At 68.2% G+C, this 23,334-nt stretch carries 17 protein-coding genes and 1 riboswitch; of the genes, 4 read left to right on the forward strand and 13 right to left on the reverse strand.

Annotation, left to right across the window (positions count from 1 at the left end; genetic code table 11):
• Positions 1-8: 8 nt before the first annotated feature.
• From odhB to mdh, 5 genes are all read right to left on the reverse strand, one after another.
• Entirely contained in the window at positions 9-1,262 is a 1,254-nt protein-coding gene (gene odhB / locus Sp245p_RS03160) for a 2-oxoglutarate dehydrogenase complex dihydrolipoyllysine-residue succinyltransferase (protein ID WP_014241633.1), read from the reverse strand.
• Positions 1,263-1,304: 42 nt separating this feature from the next.
• Positions 1,305-4,229, reverse strand: coding sequence for a 2-oxoglutarate dehydrogenase E1 component (locus Sp245p_RS03165; protein WP_014241632.1), 2,925 nt, complete (start codon positions 4,227-4,229; stop codon positions 1,305-1,307).
• Positions 4,230-4,377: 148 nt separating this feature from the next.
• A complete protein-coding gene (gene sucD, locus Sp245p_RS03170) occupies positions 4,378-5,253 on the reverse strand; it encodes a succinate--CoA ligase subunit alpha (protein ID WP_014241630.1) in 876 nt (291 codons plus the stop codon).
• 1 nt (position 5,254) lies between these two features.
• Positions 5,255-6,451, reverse strand: coding sequence for an ADP-forming succinate--CoA ligase subunit beta (gene sucC / locus Sp245p_RS03175; RefSeq protein WP_014241629.1), 1,197 nt, complete (start codon positions 6,449-6,451; stop codon positions 5,255-5,257).
• 250 nt (positions 6,452-6,701) lie between these two features.
• The gene (gene mdh, locus Sp245p_RS03180) at positions 6,702-7,670 is read right to left on the reverse strand and encodes a malate dehydrogenase (protein ID WP_014241628.1); all 969 of its coding nucleotides are present in this window, start codon (positions 7,668-7,670) and stop codon (positions 6,702-6,704) included.
• Positions 7,671-7,942: 272 nt separating this feature from the next.
• Between mdh and Sp245p_RS03185 the strand changes: the two genes are divergently transcribed.
• Positions 7,943-8,443: a hypothetical protein gene (locus Sp245p_RS03185; RefSeq protein WP_014241627.1), complete on the forward strand. Its 501-nt coding sequence runs from the start codon at positions 7,943-7,945 to the stop codon at positions 8,441-8,443.
• A 30-nt stretch (positions 8,444-8,473) separates the two neighbouring features.
• Here Sp245p_RS03185 and Sp245p_RS03190 read toward each other — a convergent pair whose 3' ends face one another.
• Together Sp245p_RS03190 and Sp245p_RS03195 are read right to left on the reverse strand one after the other, a co-directional pair.
• Entirely contained in the window at positions 8,474-9,703 is a 1,230-nt protein-coding gene (locus tag Sp245p_RS03190; protein ID WP_014241626.1) for a DUF2336 domain-containing protein, read from the reverse strand.
• A 602-nt stretch (positions 9,704-10,305) separates the two neighbouring features.
• A complete protein-coding gene (locus Sp245p_RS03195) occupies positions 10,306-11,874 on the reverse strand; it encodes a lysine--tRNA ligase (protein WP_014241624.1) in 1,569 nt (522 codons plus the stop codon).
• 143 nt (positions 11,875-12,017) lie between these two features.
• On the opposite strand from Sp245p_RS03195, the gene Sp245p_RS03200 reads away from it, so the two are divergent.
• The gene (locus Sp245p_RS03200; protein WP_014241623.1) at positions 12,018-12,341 is read left to right on the forward strand and encodes a DMT family transporter; all 324 of its coding nucleotides are present in this window, start codon (positions 12,018-12,020) and stop codon (positions 12,339-12,341) included.
• Positions 12,342-12,345: 4 nt separating this feature from the next.
• On the opposite strand, the gene Sp245p_RS03205 is transcribed toward Sp245p_RS03200, so the two are convergent.
• Positions 12,346-13,170: a hypothetical protein gene (locus Sp245p_RS03205; RefSeq protein ID WP_014241622.1), complete on the reverse strand. Its 825-nt coding sequence runs from the start codon at positions 13,168-13,170 to the stop codon at positions 12,346-12,348.
• Positions 13,171-13,324: 154 nt separating this feature from the next.
• Positions 13,325-14,011, reverse strand: a complete 687-nt coding sequence (gene mtgA, locus Sp245p_RS03210; protein WP_109138347.1) for a monofunctional biosynthetic peptidoglycan transglycosylase — start codon at positions 14,009-14,011, stop codon at positions 13,325-13,327.
• A 118-nt stretch (positions 14,012-14,129) separates the two neighbouring features.
• On the opposite strand from mtgA, the gene Sp245p_RS03215 reads away from it, so the two are divergent.
• Positions 14,130-16,898 (forward strand): ATP-dependent DNA helicase, encoded by a 2,769-nt coding sequence (locus tag Sp245p_RS03215; protein ID WP_109138348.1) that lies wholly within the window; start codon positions 14,130-14,132, stop codon positions 16,896-16,898.
• A gap of 27 nt (positions 16,899-16,925) precedes the next feature.
• Here Sp245p_RS03215 and Sp245p_RS03220 read toward each other — a convergent pair whose 3' ends face one another.
• Positions 16,926-18,605, reverse strand: coding sequence for a methyl-accepting chemotaxis protein (locus Sp245p_RS03220; protein WP_014241617.1), 1,680 nt, complete (start codon positions 18,603-18,605; stop codon positions 16,926-16,928).
• A 746-nt stretch (positions 18,606-19,351) separates the two neighbouring features.
• On the opposite strand from Sp245p_RS03220, the gene Sp245p_RS03225 reads away from it, so the two are divergent.
• A complete protein-coding gene (locus Sp245p_RS03225) occupies positions 19,352-19,828 on the forward strand; it encodes a hypothetical protein (RefSeq protein ID WP_244439329.1) in 477 nt (158 codons plus the stop codon).
• A gap of 71 nt (positions 19,829-19,899) precedes the next feature.
• Here Sp245p_RS03225 and Sp245p_RS03230 read toward each other — a convergent pair whose 3' ends face one another.
• From Sp245p_RS03230 to Sp245p_RS03240, 3 genes are all read right to left on the reverse strand, one after another.
• Complete coding sequence (locus Sp245p_RS03230) at positions 19,900-20,823, reverse strand: homoserine O-succinyltransferase (protein WP_014241614.1); 924 nt, start codon at positions 20,821-20,823, stop codon at positions 19,900-19,902.
• A gap of 49 nt (positions 20,824-20,872) precedes the next feature.
• A riboswitch (SAM-I-IV-variant riboswitch) is annotated at positions 20,873-20,977 on the reverse strand.
• Positions 20,978-21,044: 67 nt separating this feature from the next.
• Positions 21,045-21,443, reverse strand: a complete 399-nt coding sequence (locus tag Sp245p_RS03235; RefSeq protein ID WP_014241612.1) for a hypothetical protein — start codon at positions 21,441-21,443, stop codon at positions 21,045-21,047.
• A gap of 199 nt (positions 21,444-21,642) precedes the next feature.
• On the reverse strand, positions 21,643-23,334 hold the full coding sequence (locus Sp245p_RS03240; protein WP_014241611.1) for a HAMP domain-containing methyl-accepting chemotaxis protein: 1,692 nt from the start codon (positions 23,332-23,334) through the stop codon (positions 21,643-21,645).

The raw sequence follows: 23,334 nt of genomic DNA on the forward strand, positions 1-23,334 counted from the left end.
TTTGTGTCTCAGACGTCCAGCAGCAGGCGCCGCGGGTCTTCGATGTTTTCCTTGATGCGGACGAGGAAGGTCACCGCTTCCTTGCCGTCGATGATGCGGTGGTCGTAGGACAGGGCCAGATACATCATCGGGCGGATTTCGATCTTCCCGTTCACGACGACCGGGCGCTCCTGGGTCTTGTGCATGCCCAGGATGGCCGACTGCGGCGGGTTGATGATCGGGGTGGACATCAGCGAGCCGTAGACGCCGCCGTTGGAGATGGTGAAGGTGCCGCCGGTCAGCTCGTCCATCGACAGCTTGCCGTCGCGGCCCTTCTTGCCCAGCTCGCCGATCTTGCCCTCGATCTGGGCGAAGCCGAGCTTGTCGGCGTCGCGGACGATCGGAACCACCAGACCCTGCGGCGTGCCGACGGCGACGCCGATGTCGTAGTAGTTCTTGTAGACGAGGTCGGTGCCGTCGATCTCGGCGTTGACGGCCGGGATTTCCTTGAGCGCCTGGATGGCCGCCTTCACGAAGAAGGACATGAAGCCGAGACGCACCTTGTGGCGCTTCTCGAAGAAGTCCTTGTACTCGTTGCGCAGCGCCATGACGTTGGTCATGTCCACCTCGTTGAAGGTGGTCAGCATGGCGGCGCTGTTCTGGGCCTCCTTCAGACGCTCGGCGATGCGCTGGCGCAGACGGGTCATGCGGACCCGCTCCTCCTGCGCGGCGCGCGGGCGGTCGCCCGCGGTGCCGGCGGTCCACTGGTACTTCTGGGACGCGGCGGCCGGAGCGGCGGCGGGGGCCGCGGCCGGCTTGGCGGCGTGGTCGATCACGTCGCCCTTGGTGATGCGCCCGTCCTTGCCCGAGCCGGCAATCTGCGAAGCGTCGAGACCCTTCTCGGCGACCAGCTTGCGGGCGGCCGGGCCGGCGTCGGCCAGGGCGGAGGCGCCCGCCGGAGCCGGAGCGGCGGCCGGGGCAGCGGCGGGAGCCGGAGCCGCAGCGGCGGGAGCGGCGGCCTTGGCCGGGGCGGCCACGGCGGCGCCGGCCTCGCCCAGCACGCCCAGCAGGGCGCCGACGCCGACGTTGGCGCCGTCGGCGGCGACGATCTCCGCCAGCGTGCCGGCGGACGGGGCGTTCACCTCAAGCGTGACCTTGTCGGTCTCCAGCTCGACCAGCGCCTCGTCGGCGGCGACCGCGTCGCCGACCTTCTTCAGCCAGCGGGCAACGGTCGCCTCGGAGACGGACTCGCCCAGGGTGGGGACCTTGATTTCGGTAGCCATAAGTTCCTCTCGTACTTTCTTGTTCTACGCCTGGGCGTCGAGTCAGCGGATGACGAGCGCGTCTTCCAGAAGCTTCGCCTGCTCCTGGTTGTGACGCTTGAGCAGGCCGGTGGCCGGCGACGCGGAGGCCGGACGGCCGACGTAGCTGGGGCGCGAGGCCTTGTGCTCGATCGAGGTGAGGGCGCCTTCCAGACGGCGGTCGACGAAGGCCCAGTAGCCCTGGTTCTCCGGCTCCTCCTGGCACCACACCACCTCGGCGTTCGGGTAACGGGCGAACTCCTCGGTCAGGGCGGAGCGGGGGAACGGGTAGAGCTGCTCCAGCCGGACCAGCGCCACGTCCTTGATGCCGCGCGCGGTGCGCTCCTGCAGCAGGTCGTAATAGACCTTGCCGGTGCAGACCACGATGCGGCGGATCTGCTCGTTCGGCAGCAGGTCGGTCGCCGTCTCGCCGAGCACGCGGCGGAAGTTCGTGCCCTCGGCCAGCTCCGACAGGCTGGAGACGCACAGCTTGTGGCGCAGCAGCGACTTCGGCGTGAACAGCACCAGCGGCTTGCGGAAGGGGCGGCGCATCTGGCGGCGGAAGGCGTGGAACAGGTTCGCCGGGGTCGTCAGGTTGCAGATCTGCCAGTTGTCCTCGGCGGACATCTGGAGGAAGCGCTCCGGACGGGCCGAGGAGTGCTCCGGACCCTGGCCCTCGTAGCCGTGCGGCAGCAGCAGCACGAGGCCGGACATGCGCAGCCACTTCGACTCGCCCGACGAGAGGAACTGGTCGATGATGGTCTGGGCGGTGTTGGCGAAGTCGCCGAACTGCGCCTCCCACAGGGTCAGGCTGTGCGGCTCGGCCAGCGAGTAGCCGTATTCGAAGCCGACGACGGCCGCCTCGGACAGCGGGCTGTCATGCACCTCGAACGGGCCCTGGTCGGGGCGCAGGTGGTTCAGCGGGATGTACTTGTTCTCGGTGTTCTGGTCGTACATCACCGCGTGGCGGTGCGAGAAGGTGCCGCGGCCGGAATCCTGGCCCGACAGGCGGACGCCGTTGCCCTCGACCAGCAGCGTGCCGTAGGCCAGCGCTTCCGCGGTCGCCCAGTCGATGCCCTCGCCGGTCTCCAGCGACTTCTTCTTGGCTTCGAGCTGACGGGCGATCTTCGAATTGATCGCGAAGTCCTTCGGATACTCGCAGAGCTTGTTGCCGACCTCGCGCAGCACGTCGATCGCCACGCCGGTGTTGCCCTTGCGCTCGTCGTCGGTCTTCGCGGCCTCAAGGCCCGACCACTTGCCTTCCAGCCAGTCGGCCTTGTTCGGCTTGAAGGAGTTGGCGGCCTCGAACTCACCCTCCAGCTTCTTCATGAAGTCCTGGATCATCTGATCGGACTCGGCCTGGGTGAGGACGTTCTCCTCGACGAGCTGCTTGCCGTACAGCTCCCGCGTGGTGCCGTGGGCGCGGATCTTCTTGTACATCAGCGGCTGGGTGAAGCCCGGCTCGTCGCCCTCGTTGTGGCCGTGGCGGCGGTAGCAGACCATATCGATCACCACGTCCCGCTTGAACTTCTGGCGGAACTCGGCGGCGATGCGGCTGATGTGGACGACGGACTCGGGATCGTCGCCGTTGACGTGGAAGATCGGCGCCTGGACCATCTTCGCCATGTCCGAGCAGTAGACGCCGGACCGCGAATAGGTCGGGTTCGTGGTGAAGCCGATCTGGTTGTTGATGATGAAGTGCACGGTGCCGCCGGTGCGGTAGCCGCGCAGCTCCGACAGGCCCAGCGTCTCGGCCACGATGCCCTGGCCGGCGAAGGCGGCGTCGCCGTGGATCAGCACGCCCATGACCTGCTCGCGCTCCAGGTCGTTGCGCTGCGCCTGCTTGGCGCGCACCTTGCCCAGCACGACCGGGTTCACCCATTCCAGGTGGGACGGGTTGGCGGTCAGCGACAGGTGGACGATGTTGCCGTTGAAGTCGCGGTCCGACGAGGTGCCGAGATGGTACTTCACGTCGCCCGAGCCCTGCACGTCCTGCGGGCTGGACGGGTTGCCCTGGAACTCCGAGAAGACCGCGGCGAAGGGCTTGCCCATGAAGTTGGTCAGCATGTTCAGGCGACCGCGGTGGGCCATGCCGACGACGACCTCCTTGAGGCCGAGCTGGCCGCCGCGCTTCAGGATCTGCTCCAGCGCGGGGATCATCGACTCGCCGCCCTCAAGGCCGAAGCGCTTGGTGCCGGTGTACTTGAGCTGCAGGAACTTCTCGAAGCCCTCGGCGGCGATCAGGCGCTCGTAGATGGCGCGCTTGCCGTTCACCGTGAAGTCGGTGTGGTTGCGGCCACCCTCGATGCGCTCCTGGATCCAGGCCTTCTCTTCGGGGTCCTGGATGTGCATGAACTCGACGCCGATGTTCCCGCAGTAGGTCTTCTGCAGGATCTCCAGGATCTGGCGCAGCGACGCCGTCTCCAGGCCCAGCGAGTAGTTCAGGAAGATCGGGCGGTCCATGTCGCCCGGGCCGAAGCCGTAGGTCGCCGGATCGAGTTCCGGGTGCGGCTCGCGCTTCTCGAGACCCAGCGGGTCGAAATGCGCGTTCATGTGGCCGCGCACGCGGTAGACGCGGATGAGCATCAGCGCGCGGATGCTGTCGAGCGTCGCGGCGCGCAGCTGCTGGTGGCTGATGCCGCCATAGACCTGCTGGGCGTGGGCGACGAGGCCGGCGTTGCCGTTGGTCGCGGCCGGAGCGCCGATGCTTTCCAGCGAGGCGGCGATGGGGTCGAGCGCGCCGTTGGCGAGCGTGCCCTCCTCCAGGCTCCAGGACGGGCCGTTCAGCTCGTTCAGGACGGCGCGGGAGTCGTCGTCCAGCTCCCTGAAGAAGCCGTTCCAGCTCGAATCCACCGAGGAGGGGTCCTTCAGGAAGCGCGCGTACAACTCCGCGACATATTCGGCGTTCGAGCCGAACAGGAACGAGGTCTTCTCCAGATTAGCGGACATATGTTTGCCTCGGGCGTTTGCCCGGTTCCCTCAGAGAGTTTTTTTGCTTGTCGCGGGGCTCCGGACGGCCCCTGGATCTCGGGAGAGAAGCCAGGGGCCGCCGGTCCTTCGGCAGTGGGCGGGAATATGGGGTCCCGCCCCTGCTTTATCAGCCCTTGAAGACCTTGAGCATGGTGGAACCCAGGCTCGCGGGGCTGTCGGCGACGGCGATGCCGACGGACTTCATGAACTCGATCTTGAAGTCGGCGGTGTCGTTGCCGCCGGAGATCACCGCGCCGGCGTGGCCCATGCGGCGGCCCGGAGGCGCGGTGCGCCCGGCGATGAAGCCGACGACCGGCTTCTTGGTCCCGGAGTCGCGGATGAACTCCGCGCCCTTGACCTCGGCGTCGCCGCCGATCTCGCCGATCATGATGATGCCCTCGGTCTCCGGGTCCTTCAGGAACAGCTCCAGGCTGTCCACGAAGTTCGTCCCGTTCACCGGGTCGCCGCCGATGCCGATGCAGGTCGTCTGGCCCAGACCCGCCGCGGTGGTCTGCGCCACCGCCTCGTAGGTCAGCGTGCCCGAGCGCGAGACGATGCCGATCTTGCCGCGCTTGTGGATGTGGCCGGGCATGATGCCGATCTTGCACTCGTCGGGCGTGATGATGCCCGGGCAGTTCGGCCCGATCAGGCGGGTCTTGGAGTTGCCCAGCGCCCGCTTGACGCGCACCATGTCGAGCACCGGGATGCCCTCGGTGATGCACACCACCAGCGGGATCTCGGCGTCGATCGCCTCCAGGATGGCGTCGGCGGCGAAGGGCGGCGGCACGTAGATGACGCTGGCGTTGGCGCCGGTCTTCTCGACCGCGTCGGCCACCGTGTCGAAGACCGGCAGGTCGAGGTGCTTGGTGCCGCCCTTGCCCGGGGTGACGCCGCCGACCATCTTGGTGCCGTAGGCGATCGCCTGCTCGGAATGGAAGGTGCCCTGGGCTCCGGTGAAGCCCTGGCAGATCACCTTCGTGTTCTTATCGACGAGAACAGCCATCTTACGCGGCCTCCTTCACGGCCTTGACCACCTTGTCGGCGGCGTCGGCGAGGTTGTCGGCCGAGAGGATCGGCAGACCGGACTCGCTGAGGATCTTCTTGCCCAGCTCGACGTTCGTGCCTTCCAGACGGACGACCAGCGGAACGTGCAGGTGCACCTCGCGGGCGGCCGCGACCACGCCTTCGGCGATGACGTCGCAGCGCATGATGCCGCCGAAGATGTTGACCAGGATGCCTTCGACGTTCGGGTCGGAGAGGATCAGCTTGAAGGCCGCGGTGACGCGCTCCTTGGTGGCGCCGCCGCCGACATCGAGGAAGTTGGCCGGCTCGCCGCCGTACAGCTTGATGATGTCCATGGTCGCCATCGCCAGACCGGCGCCGTTGACCATGCAGCCGATGTTGCCGTCCAGCTTGACGTAGTTGAGGCTGTGCTTGGCGGCCTCGATCTCGGCCGGGTCTTCCTCGGCCTCGTCGCGCAGTTCCTCGACGTCCTTGTGACGGAACAGGGCGTTGTCGTCGAAGCTCATCTTGGCGTCGAGCGCCAGGATCTCGCCCGAGCCGGTGACGATCAGCGGGTTGATCTCGACGATCGCGCAGTCCAGGTCAACGAAGGCCTGATAGGCGGCGACGATGAACTTGGCAGCGGCGGAGACCTGCTTGCCTTCGAGGCCGAGCGCGAAGGCGACCTTGCGGGTGTGGTAGCCCTGGATGCCGGTGGCCGGGTCGATGGCGACCTTGACAATCTTCTCCGGCGTGTTGTGGGCGACCTCCTCGATCTCCATGCCGCCTTCGGTGGACGCCATAATGGTGACGCGGCCGGTGGCGCGGTCGGTCAGCATGCCGAGATACAGCTCGCGCTTGATGTCGGCGCCTTCCTCGACGTAGAGGCGCTTGACCTCGCGGCCTTCCGCACCGGTCTGCTTGGTGACCAGCACGTGGTTCAGCATCTCGGCGGCGTTCTTGCCGACCTCCTCGATGGACTTGACGACGCGGACGCCGCCCTTGCCCTCGGGGTTGTCCTTGAAGCGGCCGGCGCCGCGGCCGCCCGCGTGGATCTGCGACTTCACGACCCACACCGGGCCGCCCAGCTCGCGGGCGACGGTCTCGGCTTCCTGCGGGGTGTAGGCGACGCCGCCGCGGGGCACCGCGACGCCGTACTTCTTCAGCAGGCCTTTGGCCTGATACTCATGGATGTTCATCGGGCGTCCATCTGTTTTTATGGTCGGCTGACAGAGTGTGGTCGGCTGACGATGGGCGAAGATCGGGCAGGCGTTTCCTGCTGGCGGACGCGACAGGGCGCAAGTCTTCGTGAGAACGAGTCCTTCAGGAAGCCTTACGCCGGCTGGCGCGAACGTCCGCGGTCACTGTACCACCGGGCGCGGACGGTTCAACCGTCCGCGCCGGGGCGACAGGGCCGCAGGCCGTCGCGCAGGCAAAAAACAGGCCGCCTTAGGAGGCGGCCTTCTCAGCCTGCTGCTTCTTGACCACCTCGACGAGCTGCTTCACAGCGTCGACCGAGTGATCGAACATCTTCTTCTCTTCCGCGGAGAGATCGATCTCGATGATCTTCTCGACGCCACCGGCGCCGATGATCGTCGGGACGCCGACGTAGAGGTCGTTCTGGCCGTACTGGCCGGTCAGGTAGGCGGCGACCGGAACGACGCGCTTCTGGTCCTTCAGGTAGGACTCGGCCATCTGGATGGCGGAGGCGGCCGGGGCGTAGAAGGCCGAGCCGGTCTTCAGGAGCTTGACGATCTCCGCACCGCCGTCGCGGGTGCGCTGCACGATGGCGTCCAGCTTTTCCTGCGTGGTCCAGCCCATCTTGACCAGATCCGGCAGCGGGATGCCGGCGACGGTCGAGTAGCGGACGAGCGGGACCATGGTGTCGCCGTGGCCGCCCAGCACGAAGGCGGTGACGTCCTCGACCGACACCTTGAACTCGTCGGCCAGGAAGTAGCGGAAGCGGGCCGAGTCGAGCACGCCGGCCATGCCGACGACGCGCTCCGGCGGGAGGCCGGAGGCCTGCTGGAGCACCCACACCATCACGTCCAGCGGGTTCGTGATGACGATGACGAAGGCGTTCGGGGCGTACTTCTTGATGTTCTCGCCGACGGTCTGGCAGACGCCGGTGTTGATGCCGATCAGGTCGTCGCGGCTCATGCCCGGCTTGCGCGGCACGCCGGCGGTGACGATCACCACGTCGGCGCCTTCGATGACCGAATAGTCGTTGCCGCCGCTGAGCTTGGCGTTGAAGCCTTCGACCGGCGAGGTCTCAGCCAGGTCGAGGGCCTTGCCCTCCGGCATGCCTTCGGCGATGTCGAACAGGACGACGTCGCCGAGTTCCTTCTGGGCAGCGAGCAGAGCCAGCGTGCCGCCAATCTGGCCGGCGCCGACGAGCGCAATCTTCTTGCGAGCCATGGAGCGTTTCCCTAAGCGTGAGCGTCCCCCATTCAGCGGAGGACAGAACCGATTGAGTGTAGCGTCCTAGGGGTCCAGCGCCCTGAGATTTCGAGGGCGGTTCCTAGCGCGATTCCGGCCCGAGGGCAAGCGTGACCGCAAGCACGGGGCACGGAACTGTGCAATCGATTACGGCGAATGGCCGGAACGGCAAACAGGAATTTGGCGTTCCGGGTGCGGCGCACTATTCTTTGGATAGGTTTTCAAGGCCGTTCGGGATGGGGGGAAGAACCATGATTCGCTTTGCACCGGCATTTTGCCTGACCGTGACGCTGGCCCTGGGAAGCGGTGGCGCGGCCTTGGGACAAACCGTCGCAGACTATGAGGCCGCTCTGGCCAAGGCTCCGTTGGCCAGTGCGCCGTTGAACGAGGCGGCGGCCGGCGCTCCGGCGGCCACTGCGGCGGATACCCCGTCGGCCACCGACATCCTGTATTGCCGGCCCGTGTCGAACTATGTGTACACCTCCGTTCCGCCGGGGGAGCGCAGCGGCATCGTGGTGCCCTTGGTGGCCTTCGACGGGCCTGCCGACCCGGCGACCCTGCGCAAGCGCGCCCTGTGCGAGGATGTGCGCCGGATGGCGGTGATCCAGTTCGATTCCGGGTCGGGCGAGGAGATCGTCACCCCGCCGCAGTTGATCGACACCGACCCGTCGCGCCCGCTGTATCAGAACGATCCGACGCTGGCGCCCGATACGCGGCGCGCTCCGGCCCGTCGGCCGCTGGAGATCCAGTAAGGGACATTTCGGGGACGGCGCTCCGCACCGTCAGGAGCGGACGCCGTAGAGCGCGAGGTGGCGGGTCATGTCCGCCGCGGGCAGCGGATAGTCGGTGCCTTGGCGGGCGTTCAGCACGGCGCGCGGCGGGATACCAGCGGCACGGATCTGCACCCGCATGGCGCAGCGCATCGAATAGCCCGCCCGCCAGACCAGGGCGGTGACCGCGCGGGCATCGCCGGACCGCAGGATGTCGTCCACGATTCCCGGATGGACGGCGGCGCGCAGGGCCAGGGCGGCGCGGACGAAGTCCGTTTCCTCCCAGGACAGGGCGTCGCCCAGCGCCGTCTCGTCCAAGGCGCCCTGCCGGTGCAGGCGGACGGCGCGGCGCCCCGGCGACTCGGCGGGATCGCGCCCTTCGACCCAGGCGACGCGGCGGCGGGTCACGGCGGCGACCTCCGCCGCGGTGACCGCGTCCAGATCGGTGCGGCGGCGCAGCAGGTCGGCCACCGAGTCGTCGACGAACTCCGCCAGCCGCAGGGCCAACCGTTGCGACAGGGCGGGCCGGCCGGCCAGCTTGGCCTGCCAGTCCGGATGGCCGCCCGACCGCTCCACCAGATCCTCCAGCCGGTCTTCGGGGATGACCGCGCCGTCGTTGTCCAGCAGGACGCTTGTGGCCTCCGCGTCGCCGGTGTCGACGATGGCGCAGGACAGCGGCGCGCTGACCGCCGGCCGCCGCGCGATGGCCGCCAGGGCCCAGCCTGCGGGGTGGCTGGCGATGATCTCCAGCAGGTCGTCGTCGGTCAGGGTGGCGCAGCAATGGAGGATCGGCTCCGCCACCGAGCGCTCGACGTCGCGGGCCAGCATGCGCGCCACGGCGGGCGGGGCGCAGGCGACGTCCTTCAGGGCCCCGGCCAGCGCCGTCCGCACATGGGCCGCGTGATCGCGGGCCAGCCGCTCCAGCGTGCGCAGGGCGGTGGCGGTGGCCTTGTCCTGGCGGTCCGGGGGCAGGTCGGGCAGCAGCCGGCACAGCTTGCGCGCCAGATGCGCGCGGACCCCGGCATCGCCCATCCCGGCCCGCCGCGATTCGACCAGCGCCGTGCCGACGCGGCGGCGGGCCGGTTCCGGCGCAGGAGGAGCGGGGGGAGAATCGTCGAACAGATAGCCGAGCAGGTCCGGGTCCACCCCGTCGTCCGCGGAGGGGTCTGCCCGCGGCGCCGAGCGGGCCGCGCCGGGACGGTCGTCCCCATGATCGGCGTAGGGGGGCTGACGTGGCTGCATCCGGATATCCAACGACGGCCCGGTTAACGGACCGCTAATGGAGCCGAACTTGTCACCGGCGTCCGCCGTGCGCAACCATACCCTGCACCGCCAGTCATGCCGTCGGCTGGCGATGTCAAAGCCTCGACGTGCCGAGGTGGAAAAGAAAAAGGGCCGCAACCCGGTTGGGATGCGGCCTTGAAGAGTTTAGGGAGGAAACGCACTGCAAAAGCAGTAACGGGGCGGATCATAGGCTTTGATCTTGGCGGATGGTAATACCAAGTTGGTATTGGTGCGGTGCGGTGTGCGCATGGCGGCGCCGGAATAAAATGTTGTTTGCCCAGAGGGTGGGCAGGATTTCGACCGTTTGCACACATTCGAGCCGCCTGACCGGATGATGGAAACGCAAACGATCGGATTGGGAATATTGTTTGTGATCGGAACCATGGCCGGTGAAGTCTCGTCGAATGCTGAGCGACATTCATCCGGGCATGCCCTTGGGCGCCACCTTCCTTGAAGACGGTTTGCGTGTCGTGCGGATTGTTCGTGAGGCTTGCCGGTCCGCTGGGAAAACCTCCCCCGCGGCGGGCCGCGGCGCGGGGGAGGGGAAAAGAAGACGGTGCTCAGGCGGCCAGCTTCTCGCGGATCAGGGTCTTGGTTTCGTCCAGGCCGTAGAGCTGGATGAAGGAGCCCATGCGCGGGCCGGTGGTCTGGCCGAGCAGCACCTCGTAGAGCGCCTGGAACCAAGCGCGCAACTCGGTGAAGCCATGCTCCTTGCCGACGGCGAAGACCTCGTTCTGGATGACGTCGCCCGCCGCGTCGGCGGGGATGCCGTCCAGACGCTTCAGCAGGTCCTCCAGCGCGGCGCGCTCGGCGTCGGTGGGGGCGCGGAAGCGCTTCGTCGGCTTGACCTGATCCTGGTAGTAGCGGACGGCGTAGCCGACCAGCTTGTCCAGGAAGGGGCTGTTCTCCGGCGTCGCCTCGGGCGCGTAGCGGCTGATGAAGCCCCACATGACGTCCTTGGTCTCGGCGTTCGCCGCCCCGGCGAGGTTCAGCAGCAGGTTGAAGGACACGTCCGAGCGCACCGCCGGCGCCGTGCCGTTGTGGATGTGCCAGGCCGGGTTCTCCAGCGCCTTGGCCGGCTCCTCCACCGGCAGCTTGGCGACGAAGGCCAGATACTCGTCCACCGCCCGCGGGATCACGTCGAAATACAGGCGCTTGGCCGACTTCGGCTTCTGGAACATGTAGAGGGCGAGGCTCTCCGGCGGGGCGTAGGCCAGCCACTCCTCCATGGTCAGGCCGTTGCCCTTGGACTTGGAGATCTTCTGCCCCTTGTCGTCGAGGAACAGCTCGTAATTGAAGCCCTGCGGCGGGGTGCCGCCGAGGATGTTGACGATCTTTCCGGCCAGCTCAGCCGACGGGATCAGGTCCTTGCCGTACATCTCGTAATCGACGCCCAGCGCGTACCAGCGCATGCCCCAGTCGGGCTTCCACTGGAGCTTCACATGGCCGCCGGTGACGGGAACCTCGACCTTCTTGCCGTCCTCGTCCTGGAAGACGATGGTGCCGGCGTCCACGTTGCGCTCCAGCACCGGAACCTGCAGCACGCGCCCCGTGGAGGGGGAGACGGGCAGGAACGGGCTGTAGGTCTGCTGGCGCTCCTCGCCCAGGGTCGGCAGCATGACGGCCATGATCTCGTCATAGCGCCGCAGCACGCCGAGCAGCGCCTCGTCGAAGCGGCCCGACTTGTACCAGTCGGTGGAGGACTGGAACTCGTACTCGAAGCCGAAGCTGTCGAGGAAAGCACGCAGCCGTGCGTTGTTGTGCGCGCCGAAGCTGTCGTGCGTGCCGAACGGGTCGGGGACCTGGGTCAGCGGCTTGCCGAGGCTGGCGGCCACCAGCTCCTTGTTCGGGATGTTGTCCGGGACCTTGCGCAGCCCGTCCATGTCGTCGGAGAAGCAGAACAGCTTCGTCGGGATGTCGCTCATCCGCTGGAAGGCCTGACGGACCATGGTGGTGCGCGCCACCTCGCCGAAGGTGCCGATGTGCGGCAGGCCCGACGGACCGTAGCCGGTCTCGAACAGGACGTAGCCTTTGGCCGGCGGCTCTTTCGCGAAGCGCGCGACCAGTTTGCGCGCCTCCTCGAACGGCCACGCCTTCGCCTGCAACGCCAATTCCCGCTCGCCGGTCATGGTAGAGCCCCTTCAAAACTCGACGGAAGTGTAGAAAGGCAGCGACCCTAGGGCCGTCCGTGCCGTCCGTCAACGGGCGCCGCGCTTGTCCGTCCTACGGTTTGCGCGCATTTCTGGAAGATGATCATCCGTCGAGGACCCGCATGAGCTGGCTGTTTTTGTCCGTCGCCATCGCCTTCGAGATTGTGGGCACCGTCGCTATGAAGATGTCCGACGGCATGACCCGCCTGTGGCCGAGCCTGGCGGTGGTGGCCTGCTATCTGGTGGCCTTCGCGATGCTGGCCCAGGCGCTGCGCGAAATCGAGGTCGGCGTGGCCTACGCCATCTGGTCGGCGGTGGGCACGGCGGCCATCGCGGCGATCGGGGTGTGGGTGTTCGGCGAGTCGCTCAACTTCCTGAAGCTGGCGGGAATCCTGCTGATCGTGGCGGGGGTGGTCAGCCTCCGGATGTCGGGGGGAGGGGCGTAGCTCCTCATGCCCGGATGTCGAGCGCCCTGATCTGGGGAGGCGTGCCAGCGCTGGCCGCGACCGCTGGCACGCCGTCGCGGAACAGAGGCATGTCCTTCAGATCCTTGACATAGCCGCCGGTGGCGACGGATTCGGGTGACTTGTCCTTGAGGCGGTCCATCGCGCCCTTGATCATGGCGACCACCGGGTTTTCGCTGTCGAGATCGTCCGGTTCCCGGCCGCTGCTCCGCATCGACTGCTCATAGCCGAACTGGTTGGCGGCGCGTTGGACCGCCCAGTTGGCCGAGCCCTTCTCCTCGTCGCCGACGCCCTCCAGGAAGGCGACACCGGCCCGGAAGCGGGCGGCGTGATCGTTGCCCGTCGGGTCCGCGGTCATCATGGCCCGCCCCTGCTGTTGCGACATGATGGATTGGGCGGTGTCCTGCTCGTCCTTGGAAAAGCTGCCGTCGCTGTTGCTGGCGATGGCGAAGAGGGCGCGGCGGTCGAGCCCGCCATAGACGGTGTCCCAGCTTTCCTGGGTGGCGTGCATGTAGTCCATCGGCTTGCCGTTCGCGGCCAGCTCCGCGTATTTGGCGTCGATGGCTGCCCGCGCGTCCTTGGCGACGGTCGCGAAATCCTTTTTTCCCGCGGTCTGGGTCGTCGTCTGGGTCACCAGGGACGCCTGGGCCGTCTCCGACAGCGTAACCACCGCAGCGGTATCGCGCGCGCCGTCGGGGGAGCCGACGGTTGCTTCTTTCGCTTCCGCCGCGTGCTTGGGAGCGGAGGATGTCGTGGTGGACAGAGGGGCCGGCTGCCGGGCCGCACCCACCGATGGCTCCATGGCGTTCATCTGACGGCTCTCCCGTTGCCGAGGTTTGCCAACGATCGAAGAATGTCGGTTAGCCGAATCACTCCGTCGCCCTGCATGGCATTCAGATCAGATTACCATCGGCTGTATTTGTGGTCGACAAGCAAGTTCAAGGTTGAAATATGGCAGGCGAAGATTAGCGTGCGCAATCGGCCAGCCCGTCCCGTTCCACCACCGCCATGCGGTGCTCGATGACGCCGGCCCGTCGCGCCACGTAGGCGCCGGGCGGGTTCGGGGACCAGTTGCGGGGGTTGGGCAGGACGACGGCGAGAAGGGCGGCCTCGCGGCGGGTCAGGGCCGATGCCGGCTTCTTGAAATGATGGCGGGCGGCGGCCTCGGCGCCGTAGACGCCGTCGTCCCACTCCACGATGTTCAGGTAGACCTCCAGGATGCGGCTCTTCGGCCACAGCGTCTCGATCAGCAGGGTGAACCACGCCTCGGCGCCCTTGCGGGTCCAGCTGCGGTCCGGCCAGAGGAAGGCGTTCTTGGCGGTCTGCTGGCTGATCGTGCTGCCGCCGCGCAGGCGCCGGCCCTCCTCGTTGTCCTCGAAGGCTCCCTCGATGGCCGCCCAGTCGAAGCCGCCGTGGCCGCAGAACAGCGTGTCCTCCGACGCGATGACCGCGCGGGCGAGGTGGGGAGACATTTGCGACATGGGCACCCAGTCGTGCGCCAGCCCGGACCCTCCGGCGGCGCGGATCAGCATCAGGGGCGTGGCCGGCACCGGCACCACGCGGTAGAGCGCCGCCCAGCCGACGCTGAAGGCCACCAGGGCGACGGCCAGGGCCATCAGGAGTCTCAGCAGACGCCGGACCGGAAACCGCATGCGCTCGACCTCTCCTCTGCGACGCTCAAGGACGGGGGAGCACTTTCGAGGGGGCGGGCCGATCGGTCAACACGGGTTTGCTCGCATTGCGGCGGCGGGGGCCACTATACTGCGCGCCATGGATCTGACCTCGGCGCCCTCCCTCCCGTCCTTCAGCCTCGATGACGCGCCGGCCCTGGTCGCCGGCGCGCGGCGCGTGGTCCTGCTGACCGGTGACGGCGAGGTGGAGGAATTGCCGCCCGCCGCCGCGGCGAAGCGGGCGCGCCGCCAGCCGCCGCTCGTCTGCCACGCGCGGGCGATGACGCGGCGGCTGGGGACGGAGCCCTTCGCCGCCTTCGACCTGCTGGAACTGTTCGCCTTCGTCCTGCCCGCCCGCTTCTGCGTGCCGACCCCGCGCGGACTGGCCGAGGCGCTGGATCTGCCGATTCCCGACGGGCTGGAGGACGACGCGCTGGCCCTGCACCGGGCGGTGCGCAAGCTGCTTGGCCTGCTGGGATCGCCGGGGCGCGAGGAAGCGTCCGACCCGGTGGCCTTCGCCTGGGAGATGGGGCGCGCCGGCTGGCTGTGGGCGCCCGCCGTGCTGGCGGCGCTCGGCAAGCCGGACGGGCCGGAGAAGGGCGCCGGCCGCGCCGGCCTGCGCGTCTGGACCCGCATCAAGGAATGGCAGGACGGCCCGCCCGAACCGCCGCCCGCCCACCACCCGGTGGAGCCGGACGAGGCGCGCCGCCGGCTGTCGGTGATGCTGTCGGCCAGCGTGCCCGGCAAGGTGGCCGAGCCGCGCCCGCAGCAGGCCGACTACGCCAGCGCGGTGTCCGCCGCCTTCGCCCCGCGCCCCGCCCCCGACACGCCGAACGTCGTCCTGGCGGAGGCCGGAACGGGCGTCGGCAAGACGCTGGGCTACTTGGCGCCGGCCACGGTGTGGGCGGAGAAGAACGGCGGCACGGTGTGGATCTCCACCTACACCCGCAACCTCCAGCACCAGATCGACGCGGAGCTGGACCGCCTCTACCCCGAACCGGCGACCAAGGCGCGCAAGGTCGTGCTGCGCAAGGGCCGGGAAAACTACCTGTGCCTGCTGAACCTGGAAGAGGCCGTCCGCGGCATGCCGATGCAGCCGCACCACGCCATCGGGGTGGGGCTGATGGCGCGCTGGGCCGCGGCGACGCGCGATGGCGACCTGACCGGCGGCGACTTCCCCGGCTGGCTGGTCGACATCGCCGGGCGCGGGCGGACGCTGGGCCTCGCCGACCGGCGGGGCGAGTGCATCTACTCCGCCTGCGACCATTACGCCCGCTGCTACATCGAGAAAAGCGTGCGCCGCGCCCGCAAGGCCGACGTGGTGATCGCCAACCACGCGCTGGTCATGGTGCAGGCCGCACTCGGCGGCGGTGAGGAGCCGACGCTGCCCACCCGCTACGTCTTCGACGAGGGGCACCATGTCTTCGACGCCGCGGACAGCGCCTTCGCCGGGCATCTGACCGGGCGGGAGACCCAGGAGCTGCGGCGCTGGCTGCTGGGCGCCGAGGAGACCGGACGCAGCCGCGCCCGCGGGCTGAAGCGCCGCATCGAGGATCTGGTCGCCAGCGACGAACAGGCGCAGGAGCTGATGGACGCGGTGATGCTGGGCGCCCGAGTCCTGCCGGCGGAGGGCTGGGCGGCGCGGCTGTCCGCCGACAACCCGCAGGGGCCGACCGAGGCCTTCCTGCTCGCCGCGCGGCGGCAGGTCTATTCGCGGACGGCGGGGCAGGGCGGTCCCTACAGCCTGGAGGCCGACAAGGCCTATCCGGTGGACGGGCTGCTCGACGCGGCGGCGGCGCTGGAGGCGGCGCTGGTCCGGCTGGCGGACCCGCTGGCCGGGCTGGCCAAGCGGCTGGCGGCAAGGCTGGAGGACGAGACGGCGGAACTGGACAGCGACCAGCGGCGGCGCATCGACGCCATGGCGCGCAGCCTGACCCGGCGCGGCGTTCTGACGGTCGAGGCGTGGCGGGCCATGCTGAAGACCCTGCCGGTGGAGACCCCGGCGCAGTTCGTGGACTGGTTCGCGGTGGAGCGGATCGACGGGCGCGACGTCGACGTCGGGCTCTACCGCCACTGGATCGACCCGACCGTTCCCTTCGCTGAGGCGCTGGCCGGGCCGGCGCACGGCATGGTGGTCACCTCCGCCACGCTGACCGACGGCACCGGCGACACCGCCATGGACTGGCAGGCGGCGGAGGACCGCTGCGGCGCCAGCCATTTGCCGAAGCCGGCGCTGCGCGCCCAGGTGCCGTCGCCCTTCGACTATCCCAACCGCACGCGGGTGATGGTGGTCACCGACGTGCGCAAGGACGATCTGGGGCAGGTGGCGTCGGCCTACCGCACGCTGTTCCAGGCGGCGGGCGGCGGGGGCTTGGGGCTGTTCACCGCGATCAGCCGGCTGCGCGCCGTCTATGACCGCATCGTGGAGCCGCTGGACGCCACCGGCATCCCGCTCTACGCCCAGCATGTCGACCCGCTGGACGTGGCGACCCTGATCGACATCTTCCGGGGGGAGGAGCACGCCTGCCTGCTCGGCACCGACGCGGTGCGTGACGGGGTGGACGTGCCGGGCCGCAGCTTGCGGCTGATCGTGTTCGACCGGGTGCCCTGGCCGCGCCCCGACATTCTGCACCGCGCCCGGCGCGACGCCTTCGGACGGCGGCGCTACGAGGACATGATCGCGCGGTTGCGGCTGAAGCAGGCTTTCGGCCGGCTGGTGCGACGGGCCGACGACACCGGGGTGTTCGTTCTGCTCGACCCGATGATGCCGAGCCGCCTGTTCGGCGCCTTCCCCGAGGGGGTGGAGGTCCGCCGCGTCGGCATCAAGGAGGCGGTGGAGGCGACCGCGGAGTTCCTGCGGGGCTGGTGAGGCCCCGCAGGAATCGCGAGGCATCCATCAGGCGGCGCGGATCGCCGCCAGGAAGCTCTCCACGTCGCGGCGAAGGTTCTCCGCCTGCGAGGCCAGCCCGCCGGCCGCACCCAGCACCTGATGGGCGGCGGCCCCGGTGGTGCCGGCGGCCTCGGTCACCTGGGCGATGTTGCTGGACACCTCGCGCGTGCCGATCGCCGCCTGCTGGACGTTGCGCGAGATCTCGTTGGTCGCGGCGGACTGTTCCTCGATCGCGGCGGCGATGGAGGTGGAGATCTCGTTGATCGCCGCGATGGTGCGGCCGATCCCCTCGATGGCGCCGACCGAGCCGGCGGTGGCCTCCTGGATCGCCTGGATCTGCGAGGCGATCTCGTCCGTCGCGCGGGCGGTCTGGTTGGCGAGCTGCTTCACCTCCGACGCCACGACGGCGAAGCCCTTGCCGGCCTCGCCGGCGCGGGCCGCCTCGATGGTGGCGTTGAGCGCCAGCAGGTTGGTCTGGCCGGCGATGTTGGTGATGAGCTGCACCACGGCGCCGATGCGGTGCGCGGCGTCGGCCAGCCCGCGCACGGAGTCGGTGGTGCGCCCGGCCTCCTGCACCGCCTGTCCGGCGATGCCGGTGGAGCGGGTGACCTGCGACCCGATCTCCCCGATGGAGCTGGACATCTCCTCCGCGGCGCTGGCGACCGTCTGCACGTTGGCGCTGGTCTGTTCCGCGGCGGCGGCGGCGTTGGCCGCCTGGTCGTTGGTCTGGCGGGCGGTGACCGCCATGCTCTGGGCGGTGGTGTCCAGCTCGGTCGCGGCGGCGGCGACGTTGCGCAGCGCGTCGGCGACCTGCTCCTCGAAGGAGCCGATCAGCCGCTCGACCGCCTCGGTCCGCCGCAGCTTGGCGGCCTGCTCGGCGGCCTGCTCGGCGGCCAGCCGGTCGGCCTCGATCAGCCCGTCCTTGAAGACCTGGACGGCGGTGGCCATGGCGCCGATCTCGTCGCCACGGCTGGCGAAGGGAATCGCCGTCGTCTTGTCGCCGCCGGCCAGCCGGCGCATCGCCTCGGTCATCGCGCCGATCGGCGAGGAGACGCCGCGGATCATCATCAGCGCACCGCCCAGGCAGACGGCGATGCCGATGAGCAGCGCGACGATGAGCATCGTGCTGGATTGGGCGTAGACGGCGTCGGCGTCGTCGCTCGCCTTGGCGGCCCCGCGGTTGTTGTGGTCGATCATGGCGTCGAGCGTCCGCCCGACCTCCTGGAAGCCCTTGTCGGCCGCGTCGCGGAACAGGGCGTTGGCGGCGGCGTTCTCGTTGCGCCGCGACAGGGCGGTGATCTGACGGTGCAGGGTGAGATACTGCGCCCATTGCTGTTCGAACTGGGCGAACAGAGCGCGCCCTTCGGCGGTTCGCAGCGTCGCCTCGTAGGTCCGGCGGGCGTTGGCGATGCTGGCTTCCATCTCGTCCATCCGCTTCTCCACCGCGGTCATCTCCGTCTCGGTGGCGCTGAGGATGTGGGTGCTCTGCAGGATGCGGAAGTTCGACACGGCGTCGTTCACGACGTTGACCTGAACGACCCGCGGCATCCAGAAGCTGGCGATTTCCGTCGAGCTGTCGTTGACCACCGACAGGCGGTTGATTCCCAAGGTGCCGATGCCAGCGAGAAGCAGGGATAGAAACGCAAAAACTGCAAACGTTTTTGTTCTGACGCTGATGTCATTCATGATGTTTTTCTCTTTTCTGTTGTTTTGGTGGTTGGTTTCCTCGCGCGTCACCAAAGGAGGATTTTTATTTCTGTTTGTCTTCGTTGATAATTGTGAATTACGCAATGAACCGGTTGCGGCAAAATTGTTCATTGTGTGACAGTGAGGGATGCCGCACACGCTCCGCACGCCCGACCGCATGGCCGCGCGGATGGGCAATGCAAAAGCCCACATGTTCTGCGATAAGTTGAAGGATTGGTCGGCGGCCAAGGGGCGACCATGCGGAGAGATTCGCGGGACGCCTCCGAAGACGTCGCTCCGGAAGAAACTGGCGTCACACAGTCATCATGGCCGCCGTGCTCCCGCGGGCGGTGAAGGAGACTTCGCTACTCTACCGGTGCAGAACCTGAACGCCCTTCGGGGGCACACGGTTTCTAGTGTCGCGTGCAGGCGCTGACCGGCGGCCCCGCGGGACCCGGACCAAAGGCGGAATGATTGGAGCGCACACCGAGAATGGCCATGTCGTATCCATGCGTAAAAGTGCTGCGCACCGCGTATCCCAGCGTTTCTTACACGATAATACGTATCGTAGCAACATGAGAAAACGTGCAACCGACGATTGGCCCCGTCGCAAGCGGGGCGCCGTGGGAAGCAAATTCACCGTGGAAATGGAGGCTTCCTCTCCAGGCTTGGGAGAAACCAGCGTGGTGCAGCTTGGGGATCGGCTCAAGACCGTGCGCGAATTTCTCGGTGAGACACAAAAAACAATGTCTCGCCGGTTCCGTCTCGGGGAGAACACGTGGCAGTCCTACGAGTTGAACGGCAAGCTGCCGAAGGGAGAGACCCTGTCGGAATTGGCCGCCCTCGGCATCGACATGAACTGGCTGCTGACCGGCCGGGGCAGGATGCGGACGGCGGCCGGCCGGCCGGAGTCCGGTGACGGCGCGCTTCCGCTCCTGCAGCGGGAGTCCGGGGCGTCCGGGTCAGTGCTCGACCTCGCGCTGTTGAGCGAGGCGGTCGCGCTTGTCGAGCAAGGGCTGGCCGACCGGGGCCGGCGTCTGTCACCCCGCGCCAAGGGCCATCTGGTGGCGGCCCTGTACGGTCTGGCGGCGGAGGAGGGGGAGGGCAATTCCCGTCCGCCCGGCGTCAGCCCGTCGGCCGTCGCGCATCTGCTCTGGCTCGCCTTGCAGATGGACGAGGCGCTGCAGCCGCTGGACGGTGACGGGACGGTTCGGTTGCCTTGAGCGGAGGGCGTTTCCCTCCCCACGATTCAGGGGCCCAACTCCGCCTCACCCCACCCGTTCCGGTCGGCGGCCTACGCGGCCGTGCCGATGCGGGAAAGCTCGAAGGGCGTCGTCTGGTAGATCTGGTTGATCCAGTTGGCGAACAGCAGATGGGCGTGGCTCCGCCACCGGTTTTCGGGCGGCTGGCTGGGGTCGTCGTCGGGGAAATAGCCGTGGGGAACCGGCGTGGCCGCGTCCTTGGCGACGTCCCGGACATACTCGTTGCGCAGCGTGTCCGTGTCGTACTCGATGTGGTTGAACATGTGCAGCGACCGGTGGGCGGCGTCCTCCAGCAGGCAGGGGCCGGTCTCCGGGGAGTCCAGGAGCACGCGCAGTCCGCTTTCGGGCGGGAGGTCGTCCTCGCGCACCTCGGTCCAGCGCGAGACCGGGATGGGCACGCCGTCGGACAGGCCGCACAGGTAGGGCGAGGCGGGGGCGCGGTTGCGGTGCCGGAACACGCCGGACGCCTTGCGCGGCAGAAGATGCTTCGGCACGCCGTGGAAGTGATGAACGGCGGCCTGCGCCGCCCAGCAGATGTTCAGACAGGCATGGACGTGGCTCTGCGTCCAGTCGAAGACCGAACACAGCTCGTCCCAGTAGGACACCTCCTCGAAGGGCATCGTCTCGACCGGAGCGCCGGTGATGATGAAGCCGTCGAACGTCTCGCGGCGCGCGTCCTCCCACGACCGGTAGAAGGCGCTCATATGGTCCGCCGCGGTGTTGCGCGGCACATGGTTGGTGATCCGGATCAGCGACAGCTCGACCTGAAGCGGCGTGTTGCCCAGGAGGCGGGCGATCTGCGTCTCGGTCCGGATCTTGTCGGGCATCAGGTTGAGCAGGCCGAAGCGCAGGGGTCGGATGTCCTGCCGGATGGCGTCGGCCTCCTGCATGACCATGACCCCCTCGGTCTGCAGGGCGGTGAAGGCGGGAAGATCGTTGGGTATCCTGATGGGCATGACTCGTCCGGCTCCGCTGTCGGTGCATCGGTCGGAACAGACGTCATGGCGAACCCCGTTTGTTTGCCGGTCCGGCCACATCCCCCTTCGGGACGCCACCTTGCTCGGGAAAGCAGGTTGGCGTTGAGCGTCCGCTCAACTCTTGATGCGCGGTGCACATTATACGGGCAGCGGCGGCTTGGCAACAGGAGTGGGGCAACGGCGGCGGAACCGGGATTTCGTCAGACGGGAAAGGCCGGGTAGAACCATGTGTTGAGCAGGAGCAGCAGCGCCCAGAAGCCGATCTCCAGCGTTTCGGTGAGCGGTTGGATGCGCCGGATGGCGCCATAGACATGGACCGCCAGCATCAGCCCGAACACACAGAACAGAACGTCGAAGGCGTAGGCGGTTGTCTCCACCGTCGTTGCGCCGCGCAGCATCAGGAACTCGACGATCAGGATGAACGCCCCGAGGCAGCGGCCGAAATAGACGGCGAGGTCGGTGTCCTGCGGGATGCGCCACAGCATCAGTCGAGCCCAGGCGAGCGGCGCGATGAAAATCGGCAGGGCAAAGAAAAGCGTCGTGCCTATCATCAGGACAAGCAAATAGGTCTGCGCGTGCTGCGCATAGAGGCCCAGCATGGCGGCTCCTCCATTTTGTATTCTTGATGAGACAGTGACCAGTAACGGTCATGGAGTGCCGGGACAGCCGCCGGTTGTCAAACCGATTGCCGCGCGCTTCTTCGAAAGTATGAGGGGACGCGGGACGCCGGAGCCCACGCCGCGGCGGGGCTGCCGGTGGACGGTCCCGCGGCCGCCCACCGGTCCTGTCGTGCGATCCTCAGGCGGCCTTGATGGCGACGAGGAAGTTTTCCACCTCGCTCTTCAGGCGCATCGCCCCCTGGTTCAGGTCGCCGGAGGCCGACATCACCTGGCTCGCGGCGCTGCCGGTCTCGGTCGCGGCCTGCGACACGCGGCCGATGTTGCTGGTCACCTCCTGGGTGCTCTGCGCCGCCTGCTGGACGTTGCGGCTGATTTCCTGGGTCGCCGCACCCTGCTCCTCGATCGCGGCGGCGATGGAGGAGGAGATGTCGTTGATCGAGGAGATGGTCGCCCCGATCCCGCGGATGGCGCCGACCGCCCCGCCGGTGGCCGCCTGGATGGCGCCGATCTGCTGGGCGATCTCCTCCGTCGCCTTGGAGGTCTGGTTGGCGAGGCTCTTGACCTCGCTGGCCACGACGGCGAAGCCCTTGCCGGCCTCGCCCGCCCGTGCCGCCTCGATGGTGGCGTTCAGAGCCAGCAGGTTGGTCTGGGCGGCGATGTTCTGGATCAGGTCAACCACGTCGCCGATGCGCTGGGCCGCTTCCGACAGCCCCTGCACGGTGGCGTTGGTGCGGTCGGCCTCGTCCACCGCCTTGCCGGCGATGCCGGCCGACTGCGACACCTGCTGGGAGATCTCGGTGATGGAGGCGGCCATCTCCTCCGACGCGGCGGCGACGGTCTGCACGTTGGCGGAGGTCAACTCGGCCGCCGCCGCCGCGCTGCCGGCCTCGGCCCGCGTGTGCTCGGCAATGTCGGTCATGCTGCGGGCGGTGGTGTCGAGCTGAGACGCCGCGGCGCCCACGGTCTGCAGGACGCTGTGCACCGCGCCGTCGAAGTTGCGGATCAGCGAATCGATCCGCTCGGTGCGGCGGCGCTTGTTCTCCTCCTCGGCGGCCTGGGCGGCGGTCAGGCGCTCCGCCTCGATCAGGCCGTCCTTGAAGACCTGCACCGCGCGGGCCATGGCGCCGATCTCATCCCGGCGGGTGCCGCCCTCCACGGCGACGCCGAGGTCGCGCTTGGCCAGACGGTCCATGATGGAGGTCAGGGTGACGATGGGCCGGGCGACCGACTTCGTCATGGCGATGCCGGCGAACAGGCAGAGGACCGCCACGAACGCGATGGCGCCCAGAATCCAGTTCTGCGCCCCGACATAGGTGACCCGCCCCCTGTCCGCCGCCTTCGTGGCGTTCTGGACGTTGGAGGCGGTCAGCTCATTGATGAGCGCGGAGCATTCATCGAACGCCTTGCGCGATTCTTCCCGGTACACGCCCGTGGCCTTCTCGTTCTCGTTGGCCCGGGAGGGCGGAAGCAGCTTGCCTTGGCTGATTTTCAGATAGCTGTCCCACGCCGCCTCCCAGCGCTTGAAGGTCTGGGTTTCCCAGCCGGGGGCCAGCAGCGGTTCATACTTCCGCCGGGCCTCCGCCAAGCGGTTCAGCACCGTGGTCATTTCCTTTTCGACCTCGGCCATTTCCGCGGGGTAGAGCGCCAGGATGTGGGACGCCTCCAGGATGCGGTAATCGTTGGCCGCACCGTCGATCTCCCCGATGGCGGTGACGCTGGGCAGCCAGTTGGAGCGGATTTCCTCAGCGGCGTGATTGACGGTGCTCAGCCGGTCAACGGCGAACAGTCCCAGGGCGACCGACATCAGCAGGACACAGACGGTGGCGGCGACCACCTTGGTTCGGATGGTCATGGAACTCAGCATGGACAT

Source organism: Azospirillum baldaniorum (assembly GCF_003119195.2).
GTDB lineage: Bacteria > Pseudomonadota > Alphaproteobacteria > Azospirillales > Azospirillaceae > Azospirillum > Azospirillum baldaniorum.

Coding starts and splice junctions, on each gene's coding strand:
- Sp245p_RS03235 (WP_014241612.1), bottom strand. CDS start 21,443: ATGCTGGGCCTCTATGCGCAGCACGCGCAGACCTATTTGCTTGTCCTG.
- Sp245p_RS03165 (WP_014241632.1), bottom strand. CDS start 4,229: ATGTCCGCTAATCTGGAGAAGACCTCGTTCCTGTTCGGCTCGAACGCC.
- Sp245p_RS03220 (WP_014241617.1), bottom strand. CDS start 18,605: ATGAATGACATCAGCGTCAGAACAAAAACGTTTGCAGTTTTTGCGTTT.
- Sp245p_RS03225 (WP_244439329.1), top strand. CDS start 19,352: ATGTCTCGCCGGTTCCGTCTCGGGGAGAACACGTGGCAGTCCTACGAG.
- Sp245p_RS03240 (WP_014241611.1), bottom strand. CDS start 23,334: ATGTCCATGCTGAGTTCCATGACCATCCGAACCAAGGTGGTCGCCGCC.
- Sp245p_RS03200 (WP_014241623.1), top strand. CDS start 12,018: ATGAGCTGGCTGTTTTTGTCCGTCGCCATCGCCTTCGAGATTGTGGGC.
- Sp245p_RS03230 (WP_014241614.1), bottom strand. CDS start 20,823: ATGCCCATCAGGATACCCAACGATCTTCCCGCCTTCACCGCCCTGCAG.
- Sp245p_RS03205 (WP_014241622.1), bottom strand. CDS start 13,170: ATGAACGCCATGGAGCCATCGGTGGGTGCGGCCCGGCAGCCGGCCCCT.
- mdh (WP_014241628.1), bottom strand. CDS start 7,670: ATGGCTCGCAAGAAGATTGCGCTCGTCGGCGCCGGCCAGATTGGCGGC.
- sucD (WP_014241630.1), bottom strand. CDS start 5,253: ATGGCTGTTCTCGTCGATAAGAACACGAAGGTGATCTGCCAGGGCTTC.
- odhB (WP_014241633.1), bottom strand. CDS start 1,262: ATGGCTACCGAAATCAAGGTCCCCACCCTGGGCGAGTCCGTCTCCGAG.
- Sp245p_RS03195 (WP_014241624.1), bottom strand. CDS start 11,874: ATGACCGGCGAGCGGGAATTGGCGTTGCAGGCGAAGGCGTGGCCGTTC.
- mtgA (WP_109138347.1), bottom strand. CDS start 14,011: ATGCGGTTTCCGGTCCGGCGTCTGCTGAGACTCCTGATGGCCCTGGCC.
- Sp245p_RS03190 (WP_014241626.1), bottom strand. CDS start 9,703: ATGCAGCCACGTCAGCCCCCCTACGCCGATCATGGGGACGACCGTCCC.
- Sp245p_RS03215 (WP_109138348.1), top strand. CDS start 14,130: ATGGATCTGACCTCGGCGCCCTCCCTCCCGTCCTTCAGCCTCGATGAC.
- sucC (WP_014241629.1), bottom strand. CDS start 6,451: ATGAACATCCATGAGTATCAGGCCAAAGGCCTGCTGAAGAAGTACGGC.
- Sp245p_RS03185 (WP_014241627.1), top strand. CDS start 7,943: ATGATTCGCTTTGCACCGGCATTTTGCCTGACCGTGACGCTGGCCCTG.